The sequence below is a fragment of the Psychrobacillus antarcticus genome (assembly GCF_029533155.1).
Lineage (GTDB): Bacteria > Bacillota > Bacilli > Bacillales_A > Planococcaceae > Psychrobacillus > Psychrobacillus antarcticus.
On sequence record NZ_JAIZDB010000025.1, the window covers coordinates 57,461 to 77,801 of the forward strand.

16 protein-coding genes are annotated in these 20,341 nt (G+C 37.1%); 11 read left to right on the forward strand and 5 right to left on the reverse strand.

Annotated elements, in window-relative coordinates; translation table 11 throughout:
- Positions 1-37: 37 nt before the first annotated feature.
- On the reverse strand, positions 38-640 hold the full coding sequence (locus LDK52_RS14275) for a hypothetical protein (protein WP_277586630.1): 603 nt from the start codon (positions 638-640) through the stop codon (positions 38-40).
- Positions 641-796: 156 nt separating this feature from the next.
- Between LDK52_RS14275 and LDK52_RS14280 the strand changes: the two genes are divergently transcribed.
- A complete protein-coding gene (locus LDK52_RS14280) occupies positions 797-1,276 on the forward strand; it encodes a DinB family protein (RefSeq protein WP_277586631.1) in 480 nt (159 codons plus the stop codon).
- A gap of 1,202 nt (positions 1,277-2,478) precedes the next feature.
- Here the strand turns inward: LDK52_RS14280 and LDK52_RS14285 are convergent.
- Entirely contained in the window at positions 2,479-4,266 is a 1,788-nt protein-coding gene (locus LDK52_RS14285) for a S9 family peptidase (RefSeq protein WP_277586632.1), read from the reverse strand.
- 307 nt (positions 4,267-4,573) lie between these two features.
- Complete coding sequence (locus LDK52_RS14290; protein ID WP_277586633.1) at positions 4,574-6,226, reverse strand: ABC transporter substrate-binding protein; 1,653 nt, start codon at positions 6,224-6,226, stop codon at positions 4,574-4,576.
- A gap of 96 nt (positions 6,227-6,322) precedes the next feature.
- Between LDK52_RS14290 and LDK52_RS14295 the strand changes: the two genes are divergently transcribed.
- The 5 genes from LDK52_RS14295 (at position 6,323) to LDK52_RS14315 (ending at position 13,083) form a co-directional block, all read left to right on the forward strand.
- Positions 6,323-7,543 carry an MDR family MFS transporter gene (locus LDK52_RS14295; RefSeq protein WP_277586634.1) on the forward strand — a complete coding sequence of 407 codons (1,221 nt, stop codon included), beginning with the start codon at positions 6,323-6,325 and terminating at the stop codon, positions 7,541-7,543.
- A 167-nt stretch (positions 7,544-7,710) separates the two neighbouring features.
- Complete coding sequence (locus LDK52_RS14300) at positions 7,711-9,360, forward strand: methylmalonyl-CoA mutase family protein (RefSeq protein WP_277586635.1); 1,650 nt, start codon at positions 7,711-7,713, stop codon at positions 9,358-9,360.
- Positions 9,347-11,506 carry a methylmalonyl-CoA mutase gene (gene scpA, locus LDK52_RS14305; RefSeq protein WP_277586636.1) on the forward strand — a complete coding sequence of 720 codons (2,160 nt, stop codon included), beginning with the start codon at positions 9,347-9,349 and terminating at the stop codon, positions 11,504-11,506. Before LDK52_RS14300 ends, scpA begins: the two co-directional genes overlap by 14 nt.
- Positions 11,506-12,600 (forward strand): methylmalonyl Co-A mutase-associated GTPase MeaB, encoded by a 1,095-nt coding sequence (meaB, locus tag LDK52_RS14310; RefSeq protein WP_277586637.1) that lies wholly within the window; start codon positions 11,506-11,508, stop codon positions 12,598-12,600. The genes scpA and meaB overlap by 1 nt, the downstream gene beginning before the upstream one ends.
- 42 nt (positions 12,601-12,642) lie before the next feature.
- The gene (locus LDK52_RS14315) at positions 12,643-13,083 is read left to right on the forward strand and encodes a BrxA/BrxB family bacilliredoxin (protein WP_277586638.1); all 441 of its coding nucleotides are present in this window, start codon (positions 12,643-12,645) and stop codon (positions 13,081-13,083) included.
- A gap of 537 nt (positions 13,084-13,620) precedes the next feature.
- On the opposite strand, the gene prli42 is transcribed toward LDK52_RS14315, so the two are convergent.
- Positions 13,621-13,716: a stressosome-associated protein Prli42 gene (gene prli42 / locus LDK52_RS14320; protein ID WP_277586639.1), complete on the reverse strand. Its 96-nt coding sequence runs from the start codon at positions 13,714-13,716 to the stop codon at positions 13,621-13,623.
- Between the two features lie 125 nt (positions 13,717-13,841).
- On the opposite strand from prli42, the gene mce reads away from it, so the two are divergent.
- The 5 genes from mce (at position 13,842) to LDK52_RS14345 (ending at position 19,383) form a co-directional block, all read left to right on the forward strand.
- A complete protein-coding gene (gene mce / locus LDK52_RS14325) occupies positions 13,842-14,252 on the forward strand; it encodes a methylmalonyl-CoA epimerase (RefSeq protein ID WP_277586640.1) in 411 nt (136 codons plus the stop codon).
- A 4-nt stretch (positions 14,253-14,256) separates the two neighbouring features.
- Positions 14,257-15,804, forward strand: coding sequence for an acyl-CoA carboxylase subunit beta (locus LDK52_RS14330; protein WP_277586641.1), 1,548 nt, complete (start codon positions 14,257-14,259; stop codon positions 15,802-15,804).
- Between the two features lie 15 nt (positions 15,805-15,819).
- Positions 15,820-16,932, forward strand: a complete 1,113-nt coding sequence (locus tag LDK52_RS14335) for a M20/M25/M40 family metallo-hydrolase (protein WP_277586642.1) — start codon at positions 15,820-15,822, stop codon at positions 16,930-16,932.
- 17 nt (positions 16,933-16,949) lie between these two features.
- Positions 16,950-17,435 (forward strand): chemotaxis protein CheW, encoded by a 486-nt coding sequence (locus tag LDK52_RS14340; RefSeq protein ID WP_277586643.1) that lies wholly within the window; start codon positions 16,950-16,952, stop codon positions 17,433-17,435.
- Positions 17,436-18,141: 706 nt separating this feature from the next.
- Positions 18,142-19,383 carry a DNA polymerase IV gene (locus LDK52_RS14345; RefSeq protein ID WP_277586644.1) on the forward strand — a complete coding sequence of 414 codons (1,242 nt, stop codon included), beginning with the start codon at positions 18,142-18,144 and terminating at the stop codon, positions 19,381-19,383.
- Here LDK52_RS14345 and LDK52_RS14350 read toward each other — a convergent pair.
- A partial coding sequence (locus LDK52_RS14350; protein ID WP_277586645.1) for a Mur ligase family protein occupies positions 19,380-20,341 on the reverse strand: 962 nt, incomplete at its 5' end. The two genes, LDK52_RS14345 and LDK52_RS14350, sit on opposite strands and share 4 nt — an antisense overlap.

Sequence of the window (20,341 nt, forward strand, 5' to 3'; positions counted from 1 at the left end):
CATTTTGAAGTGGGGGTTGTGTTTTTAAAATACCATATTATTTAGTTGTCAAAGCAGGATGCTCCCAGTAGCTATCTGCAACTGCTGAGAGATTTTCTGGATGGAAGTTATTAAAGTTTATTTTAATTAATGTTTCTCTGCTCATTAGCACTACCATAACATCATCAATTTCCACATTGCCGTAACGATCTGTGAGTGGGGCTTGTACGATTAAGGTAGCTTGAGTAACTTCTTCTTGTGACTTCATAGCCTTCATAAATTCTACTGTATTGTTCAACATAGAACGTTTTAAGGATTCAGCAGAGGCAAACTTTTCTTCCAGCGCTATTGTTTCGACTACACCACTTTCAAATCTCGAGGAAAGCACAGCATTTTCCTTTTCTATATTCGTTGTTCCAAAATTGGTCATAATTATTTCCGCAGCAATTACTTCGGGAGTTTTGTTGCTTTGTGCCATTTTTTCTTTTAGCTCTTCTTTAGCCATTTTCTTGTAAAAGGGTGAGTTCGAAGCGTTGACTATATTTGTTTCTGGTTTTCCAGTATGATCAATTATATTTATTAAAATCACTATTCCTATAAATAATAGACACAAAAGAAAGCCCCATCGTTGGTAAAAAGGTTGCTGCGTATGATCTGCCAAAGTAAATCTCCTTTCGTAATTGGAACGTATCTACTAGTTTATGCAGACTGGAAAGTAAAATATGTCTTAATAAATGCTCCAGATTACTAAAGTTGAATAATACAGGTATACTATTTACCGTGAGAAGATATTATTTACGAAATGGAGTCGGTATAATTGTATAGAACAGTAAATGATTTTATAGCAGATTGGTCTGTTGCAGCAGAGGGAACGCTTAGAGTTCTCCAATCATTATCTGATGAAAAATTAGATCAAGCAATCGTAGAAGGACATAGCACGCTTGGTTGGATTGGGTGGCATCTTGCAACGAGTCCAGCATTTTTTGCAGGTTTAGTAGGATTAGATGTAAACTCAGCAATTGAGGAGAAAAAAGAACAAGTTAAAGTAATTGATATTGTAGAAACATATAAAAGAATTGTGGAAGCTGTAAAGCGTGAAGCAGAAAGCAATCTAACAGATGAGAAAATGGTTGAGAAGATTGAAAGCTTTGCAGGAGAAACAACTAGAGGAGCTTTGCTACGTGGGCTTATCGATCATCAAACTCACCACCGCGGTCAAATGACTGTACTCCTTCGCCAAGCCGGACTTCCTGTGCCTGGTGTAATGGGGCCAACAAAAGAACAACAACAGGGATAATCGAGTCCAATAAAAAAGTGTCGGCAGAGGGAAATTCCCTTCACAGACACTTTTTTAAAAGGTAAGTATATAGAAATACAGCATGAACATTGATTTTACAGAACTTTTAAAGAATGAATAGTACTATTGATCCGTTACATGTGGAGAACAAAGGCTAAGGGCGCCACGTCCTGTGGCAACGCCTCTATTAAGTGAGAGTACTCAACAAAAAAGATATAGCTTAGCTTATCGCCTGATAACAATAATATTGGTTAAAGTTAATAAGTTAAAAGTTAATATAGTGATACATTCATCTTTTAATTTAGAAATTTTATGTTGAAATGAGGATGAAAAAAAGCAGGTTCTTTTATTCAAGTGGAAATAAAGAGAAATAGTAAGTGTTCACTAATAAATAATTGAGATTGCGAACGAAATTGCCTCTTCGTGAGCTTCTACTATGAATAGGAATGGTTCTTTTCTCTAGTTACCCAAAAATGTACTTACCTGTTTCTAAAAGTTGTAGAAGGGCGTAGGACAGTCAATGGCCATAAGATTACCGAGAAAAAAAGATGCTAGTCGTGACTTCAGTCACGACTAGCATCTTTAAAAAATAATACGGTAATTATATAGCAATAAGTCCGTCCAAAGTCCTTAGAAAACAGTAGAAATTGGTTTAGAACCTAAAGGACCGGGCATCTTTTTTGCCCGGTTTTTCTTAAAAGATAAGAAAGTATATAAAAATACAGCATGAACACTAGTTTTACAGAACTTTTAAGAATGCATAATACTACTGATTTCCGTTACATGTGGACGCTTTCCGCGGGCGAGGCCGAGCCTCCTCGTACGCTGCCTGCGGGGTCTCGACTTTCTCGCTGTTCCCGCTGGAGTCGCCACATTCCACTACAATCAATTAAATGAGTAGTACTCCACTAGTAGATCTGCATAGCCTATCGCTTTGATGATAAGCGTATGCAAAGTTACTAGAGGGGTAAAACGGACTCTTGAATTAGGGGTAGTATTATATAAAGTGGACCTAGTTGATTGGAGCGCAGAGCGGCGACTCCAGTGGGAACAGCGCGAGCTGAAGACCCTGGACTGAGCGTAAGCGAGGGAAGCGGCTGAAGCCGTGCCCACGGAAAGCGTCCGCTCGTAGCGGAAATCAACGGCATATCTACGTTTTTATTTTTAGAGGACCGGGCGTTTTTTTGCCCGGTTTTTCTTATTTAAATAAAACGATCTAAGAATTCCAACAGTTTACCATATACCAATATTTCATTTTGTTTTTTCGAAAAGCCATGACCTTCATCTGGTAGTACTATATATTCTACATCTCTGCCTTTTTCCTTTAGAGCTGCGACAATTTGGTCAGATTCTTTTTGTACAACCCGGGGATCATTTGCTCCTTGGATAACAAGCATAGGTTTTGTCATTCCATCTAAATAAGTAATAGGGGAGTCCTCTATAAACTTCTCCTTATCTTTTACTGGGTCACCTACCCATTGAATCATGAACGGCTTCCAAAACTCGGGCACTGATTCTACAAAGGAGAATAGATTACTTGGACCAAATATATCTACTACTGCCTTGAAGTACTCAGCATGACGTCCATGAAGTAAAAGGGACATATAACCACCATAACTACCACCAAGGAGGAGAATTTTATCTCTGTCCACATATCCTTCTTTTATCAACCATTCTAAGCCTTCGATATTATCGAGACGTGGGCCATGCCCCCAGTCTCCTTCCACTAATTTCATGAACTTTAAACCATAGTTAGAAGAACCACGGAAGTTTGGAGCGAAAATGGAATACCCTCTATTGAGGAGGAATTGGAACATCGAACGAAACCATTTTCTCTCCAAGGATTGAGGACCACCATGTGGCCATAGAATGACATGACCATTGGAAAATTCTTCTTTAGCTTTGAATAGTAGAGCTTCAATTTCTAGACCATCAAAAGATGGGTAAGTTACAACAGTTGGTTCTACCAGCATCTCTTCTGAAACCCCTGGAATACGGAATTGAGTTAATTCCTCCCAAGATTCACCTTTATCTCTTGAAACGAATATATTATTTGGTCTTGTAGAAGTACGTCCTTGAATATATAGATTACCAGTAGGCATAACTATTACTTTCTCAAGGACAGTTGTCGGTGTTTTAACATTGTTTAGTTCTTCATTTTTAAGATGGTATTCATAAAAACGATCTTCTACTCCATATGAACCAACTATATAGAGGCTATCTGTTTTCTCAGAAAAATGGATACTAGAAAAATCTTCATTCTGGATTTCTAACACTTTCATAAATTCCTTTGCTTCTATGTCAAACTTTGCTAAATAGGTTAAATCTGCATTATAGTTTGTTAAAAAATAGACTTCTGACTCGGAGGTGTAGAGCACTTCTGAAACCGTATGCTGTTCTTTCGTCTCAGGAGTTAGTGAAAGAATCTCGTCACCGATATGGATATAAGCTAAAGAGTGTGTATTTCCAAATTGCTTACTTGACACAAATGATTTTTCTTTGGAAGAAAAAGCTTCGATAGAGGTAGGGGCAATACTTCCTTCAAGTAAAATTTTGTCTTCTCCAGTTTCTATATCATACAAATGACTATTAAGATACGTTGGATTTCCTATTGTTGTGGAATAGTACAGACGTTTACCATCATTCGACAAATAGTTGAAGAAATGACGTTCTCCCTCTTTACTACGGAGTGAAACAAGTTTTCCGCCTTGAGGAGAAAGAGCATACATTTGTGTATTTTCATCACCGTCTGTATCAAAACCAGCAACCATAAACTCACCAGTTTTAGCGTACGTTAAAAAGTCTACACTTTGATTATTAAACGTAAGTGGGTATGGAAATTGACTTGGTAAATCCATTCCCCATATGTTAAAGTGACCGTTCAAGTTGCTACTAATAACAAGTTGTTTTTCATCAGGACTAACCGTGAAATTTTCTACAGTTAATGTTTGAAAAAATTGCTCTACTTCTGGCTTTTCGAATTTTACCATTTCCATTCCCCAATTCTATTAAGATTTTTATATTTTATCATAAAAAACAGTTAATTATGGGTAATTTAACTAAATATTTATTGTAATCTAAATATTAATAATGCGTAAAAAAAGTTCCTATGAGACGAGAGTTGAATCCTCCTCAAGTATTTTTGGACAGAAAATAGACATGCTTTTCAGCTCACTTTGGTTATTTTTTACACGTGTGCTTTCCATTAATAGACAGATATTGTGGTGTGCAGAACAGACAAGTGGAAAAGAATTACTTATTACGTTTTGCTGCTTGATCTTTTGAAAATGGTATATTTTATTCTCTAATTTCCGGTCGTACCCATAATTTCGAAAAGTCCACATACCCAAAATGTTTCATATTAATATTCATCAAATCTGCTGAGAATGGGATTTGCCGTTTAGAATAGTACAGCGGGATTAGGATGGAGTTTTCAATAAGTGTTTTTTCGATAGTTAAGTTTAAATCTGTCCAATCCTGAAACGGTGTATTGGAATATTCGGTCAAATGATCTCTTATATTTACTTCTCTATTTACTATTTCTGCTAATGAGGAATGCCCATTTTGAAGAAAAGAGAAAAAGGAAAAATTTTGATTCATTTCGAAGACTTCCCCGTGTATAAAAAGGTCAACCTGTTCATTATCGCTAGTTTTTCCAATTGTATCTTTAAATGACACCCACTTTAACTCGATAGGAATGCCCTCTTTTTGCAATATATCTTTTAACCACAAAGTTGTATTTTCTGTATAATTTACTATTTTCAAAACAAGTGGTTTCGTAAATTCAGGCTTTTTCACTTTGGGTATTTTATATATTTTGCTTTGTCCGATTAGGCAACCTTGATGATTCGGAGAGTATCGGCAATCTACTTGGCTTATTTCATGACGATATTTTGATATTATATAGTGTATATAATCGCGTACTTCCTTTTGCTGGATAGCAGTGTTTCTATAAGTGTTCATTAGCACTACTCCAAAGCCAGAATCACTGTCTACAGCAAACGTCTGGTCGTCTTTTTTAACTACTGATGAACGATAAACGACGTCATAATCCTTTGGTACTTGTACGAATTCTACTGCATCTAGTAACGCTCTTTCCCCGTAATAATCTTTAAAGGCCAGTATGACAGTTTTCTGTTCATTATTCTCTTGGACGTAAAAACTTCCTGTTCCGTATAGATGATTTTCAGTTTCTTTATAAATACTAGCATTTATCGAACCAAGCATTTGTAAAAAATAACTACAACTGCAAGAGAAGTTAATATCTATTACTAATGATGTTACTGCAACTATTTTTTTTACTGGCTTCCACAGATTTTGATAAAAGGGATGATTCTGCAGCTTTTCTAAACAGTTAACTACAATATCTGCAGTTAAAACGGAGCCATCATGAAATTTAATATCTTTCTTCAAATAAATCCGAATCCTGTTATTTTGCAAGTCCCAGCTATGTGAAAGTTCGGGGGAGACAACCCCATTTTCGTCAATCGATACTAACCGGTTAAAAATTGTTGCTACTATATTGGCACTATGTACATCCGCAGCTTCTAAGGGATGGATCGTCAAAAAAGGATTTTTTCGTGGCACAATCAGCTTGTCTTTCGTACTTTGAACATAACCAAATTTGGAGCTGAATTTTTTCAACAATCGCAATTTACTATCAGTTGACCAGTCCCATAATAAATACTTACTACTAATTTCAACAGGTTGCTCATCAATTATCTTCATGAGATTGTCCTCGAAAATAGCTTCCACATTTTTTAACCAATGTAGATTTGAAATATTACCCCTACCACGACCGGAAGTAAACGTTAGCCAACAATCCGTAGACCATTTTTGAATGTATCGTGTCGTTTGCTTTGAACTTATTTGGAGTAAATCAGCTATTTCGATCTGTTTGATTGGTCCAGATGAGATGGCTTTCCATAAAGTTAGTAAATGCTTATCCATTGAAACCTCCTTAAAAGAGGACGTAATAATATAATCTGTCTATTTAATAAATATTAAGTCTACTTTAATATACATAAGACAAGGAGGGGTGACAATATGAAATGGAAAAACTATCCACGGAATATTAAAGTTCGCTTAATTACATCTTTTTTTAATCGCGCAGTATCGTCTGCGGTAATGCCATTCATGGCATTATTTTTTGCCCAAGAAACGAACAAAGTTTGGGCGGGGGTCTTTTTAATATGTACTGTTTTCATTAGCTTTTTTGTAAATTTAGTTGGTGGTTACATTTCCGATCGATTTCCAAGGAAGCGTGTATTAGTACTGACTTCATTTATAAGCGCTTTGACCTTTTTAGTGATGACAATAAGTTTATTTCCTGAAAAGAATATCATCTGGCTATTTGCATTAGCCTATGTTGCTTATATTGTTGCGAGTAGTCTTGGTCGTCCTGCTATGCATGCCATTATTATCGACTCAACTACCCCTGAAAATAGAAAAGAAGTATATGCGCTTGATTATTGGCTTGTCAATTTATCAATGGCAATAGGTGCTGCACTTGGTGGTTTATTGTATATTAATCACCAAATTGAATTGTTTGCCATGTTAACGTTTACTTCGATAAGTTTACCGATTGCTTATAAAATTTGGTTGATAGATGAACATACAAATCAGCTGGTGAAGAAGCATGCTAATGTTTTTCTAGATTTGGTTCATAACTACAAAGTGGCATTTCAGGATCGACCCTTTGTAAAGGTAGTGATAGGTTCCATGTTTATCTTTGCAGCAGAGTTTACTTTAAATAGTTATATTGGTGTGCGCTTAGCGGAAACATTTAAAAGTGTAGTTATTGGTGATCTTCAAATTGCGGGTGTACATATGTTAAGTATTCTAAATATCGAGAATATGCTACTCGTTGTACTCTTTACATTTTTGATAAATAGATTCACAGACCGCTTTAGTAAGAAAAAAGTATTATTAAGTGGCTTAATCATATATAGCGTTGGCTATATTACGATCACTTCCGCAAACACATGGTACATATTAATTTTGTTTAATTTCATTGCAACGCTTGGTGAACTAATCTATTCTCCTGTGCGAAATGCAGAACAAGCAAATATGATCCCAGCAGATAAGCGTGGTTCATATTCTGCGTTCTCCAATTTTTCCTTTAGTGGTGCTGATTTAATCGCTCGTTCTACAATTATCATAGGGGCTTTTTTGATACCTACATTGATGTCTGTATATATAGGGATTTTGTTGATGACTGGAATTTTCTTATTGTACACAGGATTATTCTTTAGAAAGACACATTAATTGCGTCCCTGTCTAAGAAACAAAAATTTCCTACCAATAAATTATAATTCCAAATTGTTTTAGAATTGTGTTTACACGGGTAACACTTTTCCTTTCTTCCATCTCTCTTCTAAGGTAAAATGTTATTAGGTGAAAGTTATGCTAGAGGGGGAAGCGAAAGCGATTTTATGACAATACAAGAGATGAAACAAACCAAATTTAAAGAAGCGACACTTGCAGAGTGGGAGCAGGTTGCCATTAAATCACTTAAAGGAAAGTCATTAGATTCTCTTTCTACAAAGACTTTAGAAGAGATAATATTGAAACCGCTTTATTCGTTGGCTGATATGCAAGAAATCTCGAATTATCAAACCGATAAGGTACGAAGTGCTAAACAAACATCTGAATGGCTTATTGCACAGCAAGCGACTGGTAAAACTAGTGAAGATATATTAGAGGATATAAAAGATTCTTTGGCAAAAGGAAATAATATTATTCATTACAAATTAGAGACTCATCATCAGTGGGACAATGCACAACTAGAAGAATTATCTACTTTACTTCAACAACATCCAGTCCTTCTAGATATATCTGTTGACCCAATATTCATACATAAATTCAAAACTATTAAAGGTGCTGTTAAGGGAGCTGGGAATACTGAAGTTCCTAATACGAGAACACTTTACTTGGATGGAACATCTATTCACCAAGCAGGAGGAGACGCTGTTAGCGAATTAGTGAGTGTTCTATTACAAGCAGACAATATGGCTCAAAAAAATAGTATAGAGAAAATCACTGAAAAAGCATTCGTTCAATTTTCAGTGGACACTAACTTCTTTATGGAAATTGCGAAAATTCGAGCATTCCGCATACTTTGGAAAGCTTTTGGAGAAGCACAAGGACAGGAAGATATTAATGCAATTCCTGTACACACAGAAACTTCCTTAAGATCATTTTCAGCGCTTGATGCAACTGTGAATATTCTGCGTGCAGCAAATAGTACGTTAGCAGCGGTACTAGGGGGAGCAGATATTGTAACAAGTCATCCCCATGACATATTAACAAACGCTAATCCAACATCTAAAAGAATTGCCCGAAATATGCAACTAGTTTTGAAGGAAGAAACGCATATTCAGCGCGTGATAGATGCTTCAGGCGGGTCTTATTATATAGAAACACTTACGAAGCAATTAGTTGAGAAAGCTTGGGCATTATTCTTAGAATTAATGAAAGAAAACTCAATCGAATCAGCAGAGGCTAAATTGAATGAAAGAGTAGCGTATAAATGGGAGGAACAGCTCGACGCACTTGCAACACGCAAAAAATCTTTAATCGGGACCAATGTTTACGCAAATCCTGATGATTCATTAATATTCAAACTTAATGAATCAGGCTATAAGCGATTAGCAGAACCATTTGAACAATTGAGACAAGCATTTTTGAACAATCCATTAAAAACTGCTATTTTCCCATATGGCTTATTAAAAGAATATAAAGCTCGTATGGATTTCATAAGTGGATACTTAACTTGTATTGGTTTGACAACGACGGTTGCACCAGAGAACCTAAAACCATTTGATTTGCAAAAATGGATTGACGAAAATGAAATAGATTATGGAGTCTTTGTCGGAAATGACGAGCAAACAGCAGGCCTAATTCCGGCATTACTCAACGAAAATATATCTATTCCACTAGATGTGGCTGGTAAGTCTGAAGAGTATGAGGATTGGTTAGAGGCTGGACTAAACGGTAGAATTTTTGCGGGACAATCCCTTTTTGAAAAAGGCTTTGAACTGTTAGCCCTTGCGAAAAAGGAGGTTTCAAATGACAATGCCTAATTACGATAAAGTATCAATAGAGGAATTGTTACTGAAGGAAAACAAATCAAAAGCTATGAAAGCTGATGACTTTTTGACTAATGAAGGAATTCATTTAAAATCTTTGTACAACAAAGAAGATTCATCTTCGCTGTCTCATTTAACTGATCTACCAGGTATTGCACCGAACACAAGGGGCCCTTATCCGACGATGTATGTTTCGAAGCCATGGACAGTTCGCCAATATGCTGGATTTTCAACAGCAGAAGAAAGTAATGCTTTTTATAGGAGAAACCTGGCAATGGGACAAAAAGGTCTGTCTGTTGCATTTGACTTAGCTACACACCGTGGCTATGACTCAGATCATGAACGAGTTACCGGAGATGTAGGAAAAGCGGGAGTTGCAATAGATTCTGTTGAAGATATGAAGATATTATTTAGCGGGATTCCGTTAGACCAAATGTCAGTTTCCATGACCATGAATGGAGCAGTACTTCCCATTTTGGCATTCTATATCGTTACTGCAGAAGAACAAGGTGTAACTCCTGAACAGTTAGCTGGTACTATTCAAAATGATATCTTAAAGGAATATATGGTGCGAAATACATATATTTATTCTCCAGAGATGTCTATGAAAATTATTGCCGATATATTTGCTTATACTGCTCAAAAAATGCCGAAATTTAACTCTATTTCAATATCGGGATATCATATGCAAGAAGCGGGGGCAACTGCGGATATAGAGTTAGCTTATACTCTAGCTGATGGATTAGAATATGTTCGTACAGGGTTAGCTGCTGGGATAGATATTGATGCTTTTGCACCAAGACTTTCATTTTTCTGGGCAATAGGGATGAATTATTTTATGGAAATAGCGAAAATGCGTGCTGCTCGGAAAATGTGGGCCCAAATGATGCAAAGCTTTGACCCAAAAAATCCTAAATCACTTGCACTTCGCACGCACTCTCAAACGTCTGGGTGGAGTTTAACAGAGCAGGACCCATTTAATAATGTTACGAGAACGTTAGTAGAGGCAAATGCAGCTGCAATGGGTCATACGCAGTCCCTTCATACGAATGCATTAGACGAAGCGATTGCATTGCCGACAGATTTCTCTGCTCGAATTGCTCGAAACACACAACTATTCCTACAAGAAGAAACAAATATGACAAAAGTAATCGATCCATGGGGTGGGTCATATTATGTCGAAACACTAACGAATGAATTAATGGAAAAAGCTTGGACTTTAATAGAAGAAATAGAAGAACTTGGTGGAATGGCAAAAGCGATTGAAACAGGCTTACCTAAGATGAAGATTGAAGAAGCAGCGGCTAAAAAACAAGCACAAATTGACTCTTCAAAAGAGGTAATCATTGGGGTCAACAAATATCGTTTAGAGCAAGAAGATGCGATTGATATTTTAAATATAGACAATACAGTTGTTCGTCAAAAACAAATGGAGCGTTTAGAAGAAGTAAAAGCTAACCGTGATGAGAAAGCAGTACAAAAAGCATTAACTCAATTAACAGAAGCAGCAAGAACTGGTGAAACCAATCTATTAGAAGCGGCTGTAGTGGCGGCTAGAGAACGTGCAACAATTGGGGAGATTTCAGATGCAATCGAAGTGGTAGCTGGAAGACATAAGGCGGTGATTCGTTCTGTGAGTGGTGTGTATAGTGCAAACTTTAATGATGTAGAAGAGATTAATGCGGTGAAACAAATGGCAGAAGACTTCCGTGAAAACGAAGGTCGTCGTCCACGTATTTTAATCGCCAAAATGGGTCAGGACGGGCATGATCGCGGGGCAAAAGTTATTGCTACTGCATTTGCTGATTTAGGATTTGATGTAGATATTAGTCCGCTATTCCAAACACCAGCAGAAACAGCACTTCAAGCAGTAGAAAATGATGTTCATGTGGTTGGAGTAAGTTCATTAGCTGCTGGGCATATGACGTTAGTACCGTCGTTGAAAGAGGAACTAGCTAAGCTTGGAAGAGAAGATATACTAATTGTCGTTGGCGGTGTGATCCCTGCACAGGATTATGCTTTCCTACGTGAAAACGGGGCTTCTGCCATTTTCGGACCAGGAACAGTAATTCCAGTTGCTGCACAAAAAGTGATCGAGGAGATTTATAAGCGCCTTGGCTACGAGGAAGTGGAAGGTTAATGTCAAAAACAGATAATAATAACGAATCTTCTATGCATGTGATGGGTGGTATTAAATCGCAACATGATGGTATGGGGAAGGCTTCTATCAAAAAGTTCTCCAAAAGAAAGCCTCTTGAAATTGATGAAGAGGAATATATCGGGAAAATTCAAAATGGCTCTAGGCTACATTTAGCGAAAGCAATAACGTTTATTGAAAGTACTGTAAATGATCAACAGCTTATTGGACAGCAATTATTAAAAAGTTTATTGCCATTTACGGGTGATAGTATTCGTATTGGGATAACTGGAGTTCCAGGAGTAGGGAAAAGTACATTTATCGAAGCATTTGGAAAAATGCTATGTGATCAGGGGTATAGAGTTGCCGTATTAGCAATAGATCCGAGTTCCTCTTTGACAGGTGGTAGTATTCTTGGAGATAAAACAAGAATGGAAGAGCTTGCAAGGCATCCGAATGCTTTTATTAGACCTTCACCTGCTGCCGGTACTCTTGGAGGCGTGCATAAAAAGTCTCGCGAGACGATGCTCTTATGTGAGGCTGCCGGATATGATGTGATTTTAGTTGAAACGGTTGGCGTAGGTCAAAGCGAAACAATTGTTCGTGGAATGGTGGATTTCTTTTTATTATTAGCGCTAACAGGTGCAGGGGATGAACTACAAGGGATGAAAAAAGGAATCATGGAGCTTGCCGATGCAATTATTGTTCATAAGGCAGATGGAGCTAATGAGAAGCTAGCGAAGAAAACAGTTGCAGAGTATAAGCAAATTCTGCATTTTCTAGCACCATCTACTCCAAACTGGAGGTCGCCAGCACTAGCAGTATCATCATTGCATAAAATTGGCTTAGATAGTGTATGGGAGAATATACTTCATTTCCAACAAGTGATGAAGGAAAAATCTGTATGGCAACAAAGAAGAAAAGAACAAACAGTGGAATGGTTTAAAACAATGATTGTCGATCGATTATACGATGACTTTTTTTCATCCAATGTTAAAAAGCAATCTATGGCAACTTTAGAACAGCTAGTAAGAGATGAAAAAATAACAGTTTCCAAAGCGGTTGACGATCTATTTTCCTCGAATACTAACGAATAATCTGATAAGATGAAACTAGTTTGAAAAAGGAGAGTGACATAAATGAATATGGATTTTAATCTATATATGAATGATATACTTGTACAAGCTCGTGGAGAAATGGATGCAGCAGGTTTTGAACAACTTACTACACCTGAAGCGGTAGACGCTGCGTTTGGTCGTCAAGGAACTACATTAGTGATGGTAAACTCAGTATGCGGATGTGCTGGAGGAATTGCTCGCCCAGCTGCTGCAAACTCCGTACATTATGATAAACGCCCGGATCATCTAGTAACTGTTTTTGCAGGTCAAGATAAATTAGCGACACAACAAGCTCGTAATCTATTCGGTGATGATCATTTGCCTTCCTCGCCATCATTTGTTTTGCTAAAAGATGGACAACCGATCGCAGAAATCGGCCGTCACGAAATAGAAGGTCATGCACCAACTTCTGTAATCACGCATCTACAAGGATTATTTGAAGAACATTGCAAAGAAGTATAAAATTATAAAAACCAGCGAAAGCATATAAATGCATTCGCTGGTTTTTAATATTCCTAAGAAATTACCAAAGTATATAAAAATGGACATTGATAATTACAAATAATAATACCGCTAAGATTTGTGTTACTCCACTCTATGAAATAGCCTATCCTATCCCTTAGATGATTAGATTGGACAATTTTTAGAACGGGATAAAATTAATTAGAATCGCTTGTGAGTTAGAAATGCTATTATCTTACGATAGATGAAGAATGGAGATTTTCTTTAATCTAGTGGAAATAAAGAAAAATAATAAGTGTTTACTAAATAAAGAAGTGAGATAGCTCACGAAATTGCATCTTCGTGAGCTTCTTCTAGAAATAAGGAAGTATCTTTTCACTAGTTATCCAAAAACGCATTAACCTGTTTCTAAGAGTTGCAGAAGGGCGACGGATAGGAAAATGCCATAAGATTACCGAAAAAAGAGATGCTGGTTGGTAATAGTATAGCAAACGTCTGCACAAAGCCCTTCGAAAACGATAGATACAGGTTTTGACATTAAAAGATGAAGCTTAGACCGAATAGTAATGTAGACATTACCATTACAAAAATCATTAAATATACAATAATTTTACGAAATGTTTTGTTACGCATAATTTCTCTCCTTTAGCTGTTACCTTTATTTTACCAAAAACATAAAAATGCACAAGAGGTAGAGATTATTTTTTGAAATGGGTACAATAGAAATAGGTGCAATATTTCACAAAAGGGGTGTTAAAATGGAGAAAATTGATCATATTGGTATTGCTGTGAAAAGTATTGAAGATTCTCTTCCTTATTACACAGACATATTGGGATTAAAACTTATACATATGGAAGATGTTCCATCAGAAAAAGTTCGTGTAGCTTTTATAGATAGTGGCAATGTCCATTTAGAATTGCTTCAACCACTCGATGAAACAAGTACGATTCATTCATTTATTGAAAAAAAGGGTGAAGGTATTCATCATATTGCTTTTGGCGTTACTAGTATCCAACAGCGTCTGGACGAGCTAAAAGAGAATGGTGTCCGACTTATACACGAAACAGCTAAAGCAGGGGCTCACGGTGCTCAGGTAGCATTTATACATCCGAAGGCATCTGGTGGAGTACTTTATGAATTAGTCGATAAAACAGGGGGAGCGAAGTAATTTTATGGATATTTATGATAAAATTAATGACTTATATGATCGAAAACGCAAGATCGAACTAGGTGGTGGCGATGACCGGATCGAAAAGCAGCATGAAAAAGGCAAGTTAACTGCACGTGAACGAATTGAATTATTAGTAGACAAAGATTCATTTGTCGAGTTAAGCCCATTTATCAAGCATCGTACTGTTGACTTCGGTATGGATAAGCAAGAGGGTCCTGGGGACGGAGTCGTAACTGGGTACGGGAAAGTAAATGGCCGTCCCATTTATTTATTCTCGCAAGATTTTACTGTTTTTGGTGGAGCTTTAGGAGAAATGCATGCACTTAAAATTGCTAACGTCATGGATTTAGCTGCTAAAAATGGAGCGCCCTTTATAGGTTTAAATGACTCCGGTGGCGCACGTATTCAAGAAGGCGTTGTTTCACTTGATGGATATGGCCAAATTTTTTATCGTAACGCTATCTATTCAGGAGTTATCCCCCAAATTTCCGTCATTTTAGGTCCATGTGCTGGTGGTGCAGTGTATTCGCCTGCTATAACCGATTTTGTGTTTATGACAGATGAAACAAGCCAAATGTTTATCACTGGTCCGAAGGTAATTGAAACGGTTACCGGAGAAAAAATTTCCGCAGAAGATCTAGGTGGATCGAAAGTACATAATACGATAAGTGGAAATGCGCATTTCCGTGGGAAAACAGAAGAGGAAGTATTAGAAAGTGTTCGATTACTTCTAAGTTATTTACCGCAAAGCTTTGAAGATAAGCCTGCGATAGCTGAGGTGAAGGAAGAGGATGATTATCGTCCTGACTTAGCAGACATCGTTCCATTTGAAGCAATTCGTCCTTACGATATTCGCAAGGTTATTGATCAAGTCGTGGATGCAGGTTCTTTCTTAGAAGTGCAAAAAGAATTTGCTAGAAACATTGTTATTGGTCTAGCTCGTATAAAAGGCGAGGTAGTAGGCTTAGTTTGTAACCAACCAAAAGTAATGGCTGGGGGTCTAGATATAGATTCTTCGGACAAAGCGGCACGTTTTATTCGTTTTTGTGATGCTTTTAATATTCCAATTATTACATTTGAAGATGTAACTGGATTTTTCCCAGGTATAAAACAAGAACATGGTGGAATTATTCGTCATGGTGCTAAAATTTTATTTGCTTATTCCGAAGCGACTGTTCCTAAAATAACCGTAATTTTACGAAAAGCATATGGTGGGGCTTATGTTGCCTTGAATTCCAAGTCGATTGGGGCAGATGTTGTTTTTGCTTGGCCGAATGCGGAGATAGCAGTGATGGGGCCAAACGGAGCTGCCAATATTATTTTTGCACGTGAAATTGCACAAAGTGACAATCCTGAAGCTTTGCGTGCAGAAAAAATTGAAGAGTACCGCGAAAAATTTGCAAATCCTTATGTAGCAGCTTCTATGGGAATGGTCGATGATGTCATTGACCCAAGAGAAACACGTATTAAGCTAATTCAATCATTAGAAATGATGCGCAATAAAAAAGAAACTAGACCAAACAAAAAACATGGTAATATTCCATTATAAAAGGAGATCTTTCATTTGAGTAGATTAGTAGATGAATTTTTAGAGCTAGTTCAAATAGATTCTGAAACAAAACATGAGGAAGTAATTGCACCTATATTAAAAAGTAAATTAGAACAACTTGGATTTTCAGTTATTGAAGACGATTCTGCTACTAAAACGGGTCACGGTGCAGGCAATTTAATCGCTACATTAAAGGGTTCTATCGCAAGTGTGGACCCAATATACTTCACGGTCCATATGGATACTGTAGTACCTGGTAAAGGCATTAAACCAGTTATGAAAGAAGATGGTTATATATATTCGGATGGGACAACCATTTTAGGAGCAGACGATAAAGCTGGAATAGCCGCTTTATTCGAAGCGATACGTCGTTTGAAAGAACAATCTATTGAACACGGGGATATTCAGGTTATTATTACTGCTGGAGAAGAAAGTGGTTTAGTAGGAGCAAAAGAATTGGATGCTTCTTTGCTTACTGCAAAATATGGCTACGCGATTGATAGTGATGGACCTGTTGGCGGCATTGTCACAGCTGCTCCATTCCAGTCAAAGCTATGGACAACTATTACTGGGAAAACTGCGCATGCTGGGGTTGCACCTGAAAAAGGTATTTCTGCCATTACTTTAGCATCTAAAGCCATTTCTGCTATGAAGCTTGGTAGATTAGATGCTGAGACTACGGCAAATATCGGCCGTTTTGAAGGTGGTCAAGCAACAAATATCGTCTGCGATGAAGTGCATATTCTTTCTGAGGCTCGCTCGATCAATAAAGAAAAACTAGATGCCCAAGTAGCACATATGGTCGCTACATTTGCAGAGACTGCCGAAAAAACGGGTGGTAAAGCAGTGACAGAAACGCAATTAATGTATCCAGGCTTCCATTTTGAAGAAGACCATTTGGTCGTACAAGTTGCAAAACGTGCGGTAGAGCGTATTGGAAGAACTGCAGAGATTAAGACTAGTGGTGGTGGTAGTGATGCAAATGTGATTGCTGGATTTGGAATCCCTACTGTTATCTTGTCCGTTGGTTATGAAGAAATTCATACAACAAATGAACGCATGCCTGTTGAAGAGTTAGAGAAACTAGCCGATTTAATAGTAGAGATCGTTTTAGTAGCAGCAGAATAAAATAGGAGGTGACTTTATTGAGCAATGAAAAAGTTGTCGTATTTCAATGTGGAAATGAAGAATATGCAGTTTCCATTGAACATGTAGTCTCTATTGAGAAATTAGAGCATGTTAACCCAATCCCACACTTACCAAATTATTTAATAGGTTTGATGAAAATTCGTGGAGAACTAGTGCCAATTATCGATTTCGAACAAATTTTGTATAATCGTAGTGGTGTTGATGAGGTATTAGCAAGAGTGGTTACGATGCATACAGAAAATTTGACGGTTGGTCTTCTTGTGAAAGAAGCGAAAGAGATTTTAGATATTGATCGAGATAATCTAAAGCAAATTGGTTTAGTGAATTATACGAAAACACGTTATTTCACAGCAGTTGCAAACCTAGAAAATCGAATGATTACAATAGTGGATGCTTCTATTTTAGTTCGTTCTTTAGAAGGTTTTAATGATATACAATCTTATGTAGAAGAAGTAAAGAATGAAGAAAAAGTTAATAACTAGTTTCATGATTTAATCAAAAAGGTAGCTTATAGCTACCTTTTTTGAAGGTGAAAACATTAACACAACCCAATAATGCTGGCTACTTAAAAGGTAAATCTATTCATTGTTGCTGCTGATTTCCGTTTCAGGCGGACGCTTTCCGCGGGCGTTGCCTCAGCCTCCTCGCTGCGCTGCGGGGTCTTCGCCTAACGCTTTTCCCGCTGGAGTCGCCGCCCTTCACTTCAATCAATTAAGGGTGTAGTAATCTTTATATTAATTCGAACAGAGCGTTTATATTAAACACTATGATTATGCAGATCACATTAAGAATAAATTAATATGAAACAAGGTAATAAAGTAAAATTCGACTAGAATTAATAATAGTTGAGTCAATTTCATAATTACCTATTGTAATATCAAGCACGAATATTTATGTGATAAATATTTATTATCCGTTAGATAAAGTGAATTTCTTTGATTGGAGCGGAAGGTGACGACTCCAGCGGGAACAGCGAGAGCTGAAAGCCGCGCAGGAACATTAAAGAGGGACAAAGGCTAAGTACGCCACCTCGTGTGGCAACGCCTTCGTGACCAACATCCTGTTGACCCGAGGAGATTGAATCCGTGCCCGCGGAAAGCGTCCACCTGGAGCGCAAATCAATGTTGCTCGGATTTCACTTATTAAAAAATTCAGTTATGAAAGAGTGAACGGAAGGAGGGGAATAACTTGTTAGGTAAACATAGAATTATCTTTCACTTAGATATGAATAGCTTTTATGCTTCGGTTGAACAAGCACATGACCCCTCTTTAAAAGGAAAGGCTGTTGCTATTGCTGGTAATCCTAAAGAAAGACGGGGGATACTAGTTACATGCTCGTACGAGGCAAGAGCTAAAGGTGTGTATACAACAATGTCTGTATGGGACGCTAAACGAAAATGTCCTGAACTGATTTTATTGCCCCCTAATTTTGAACGATACCGAATCGCTTCTAAAGCAATGTTCGAAATATTAAGGTCCTATACGCATCTTGTAGAGCCAGTTTCGATAGATGAAGGGTATATGGATGTAACAGAAGTGGATATGAACAACGATGCAGTTAGGTTTGCCAAGTCTATTCAGGATCGCATTTTACGTGAACTTGATTTGCCTAGTTCAATTGGAATTGCACCTAATAAATTTCTAGCTAAAACTGCATCCAATATAAAAAAACCTATGGGAATAACTGTTTTACGGAAAAGACAGGTTGGAGAAATTCTATGGCCACTTCCAGTAATAGATATGCATGGTATTGGGGAAAGTACTGCAAGAAAATTGGAATCCATCGGTATTAAATCGATAGGAGATTTGGCCAATGCAAATCCTAATTTACTTAAAGAAAAACTTGGGAAAAATGGAGTTCGACTGTTAAATCGTGCCAATGGGACAGATAATAGGGCAGTAGATCCTGAATCTATTTATGATACGAAAAGTGTAGGGAATTCAACAACATTGCCATATGATGAGTCGAATCTAGAGGAACTTGAAAAAGTATTTCTTCGTTTATCGAAAAGAGTTGCTGCCAGACTTGATTCAAAAAATCTAGCTGGACGGTCGATTACGATACATATACGGGACGCTAATTGGAAAAATAAAACTAGAAGTAAAACAGTAACTAGCCGTCTCTATAAGGAACAAGAAATAAATCAAATGGCATTAGATCTATTCCACGCTTCTTGGAATGGCGATCCTATTAGATTGCTAGGCGTGACCGTCAACAATGTTTACGACAAGGGAGAAACAGTAGAACAACTATCTATCTTTAACTTTGAAGAACATGCAAAAGATGAGCCAATGCTAAAGCTTGTGGAGCAATTGCAAGAAAAGTTTGGAGAAAATAGTATCAAACGTGGAATAAAAATAAAGAAGAAGCCTTCAATGGAATCTAAAACAAGTTTTAGTAAAGACTTCTTGGATGATCATAATGCTTAAGTGTGCTGATTTTGAAATACAAAGTTGTCGTTCAAATAATTTAATGTGTGAATGTCAGAAGTAGTAGGCAAGCTGAAACTTTGTTGATAATTCTCGATGCCTTTCCCGGTTATGACGATAAAGTCATTATGTTGGGCAATTTCCCATGCATATTGTATGGCTAATGTTCTGTCGGGGATAATAATACATTTATTCAATGGATCCAGTGCATATAGATCTTGGATCATTTGTTTCGCTGGTACGCCATTTAAATCGTCAAAAGTTAAAATACATAGATAACATTTTTTTAGAGAAATTTGTACCATGTTTTTTCTTTTTTGTACGTCTCTATTTCCCCTAAATCCAAAAATATGTATGATTCTTTGGGGATTATATAAGTTAGCCGTTTCTAAAATGTGAGATAAGGCATTTCCTGTGTGGGCATAATCTACCATGCATGTTGCTCCCGAAGGATGCTGCAACAACTCAAATCTTCCTGGTACTCCACTGAAATTTTCTAATGAACGTTCAATACTTATAGGATTTATGTGTAAGGAGATTGCTGTAGAAAATGCAAGTGAAGCATTTTCTAAATTATGCTTACCTTTCATGCGATTGTTGAGGGAATATGATTGTATTGGATCTTTGAGTGATATTAGTTCCTCGTCATTTACAATATATGTGGGATTTATGCCATTGATTTTAATAACCTCTTTGTTTAGAGAAGTTAAATACGTACAAAGACGCTCTCCCCATAATGAATTAGAATTGATCACAGCAATCCCATGAGGCTTTAAATAATTGAATAACGACTGCTTCGCCAAATAGTACGATTCCATAGTTTTATGGTAGTCTAGATGCTCAGGTTCTAAATTAGTGAAAATACAATAATCAAATTGCATACCTTCAACACGATATTGTATTAAACCATGAGAAGAAACCTCCATTATGACAACTTGATCGTTACACATTGCTAGAA

Coding starts and splice junctions, on each gene's coding strand:
- LDK52_RS14285 (WP_277586632.1), bottom strand. CDS start 4,266: ATGGTAAAATTCGAAAAGCCAGAAGTAGAGCAATTTTTTCAAACATTA.
- LDK52_RS14290 (WP_277586633.1), bottom strand. CDS start 6,226: ATGGATAAGCATTTACTAACTTTATGGAAAGCCATCTCATCTGGACCA.
- LDK52_RS14295 (WP_277586634.1), top strand. CDS start 6,323: ATGAAATGGAAAAACTATCCACGGAATATTAAAGTTCGCTTAATTACA.
- LDK52_RS14300 (WP_277586635.1), top strand. CDS start 7,711: ATGACAATACAAGAGATGAAACAAACCAAATTTAAAGAAGCGACACTT.
- scpA (WP_277586636.1), top strand. CDS start 9,347: ATGACAATGCCTAATTACGATAAAGTATCAATAGAGGAATTGTTACTG.
- meaB (WP_277586637.1), top strand. CDS start 11,506: ATGTCAAAAACAGATAATAATAACGAATCTTCTATGCATGTGATGGGT.
- LDK52_RS14315 (WP_277586638.1), top strand. CDS start 12,643: ATGAATATGGATTTTAATCTATATATGAATGATATACTTGTACAAGCT.
- prli42 (WP_277586639.1), bottom strand. CDS start 13,716: ATGCGTAACAAAACATTTCGTAAAATTATTGTATATTTAATGATTTTT.
- mce (WP_277586640.1), top strand. CDS start 13,842: ATGGAGAAAATTGATCATATTGGTATTGCTGTGAAAAGTATTGAAGAT.
- LDK52_RS14330 (WP_277586641.1), top strand. CDS start 14,257: ATGGATATTTATGATAAAATTAATGACTTATATGATCGAAAACGCAAG.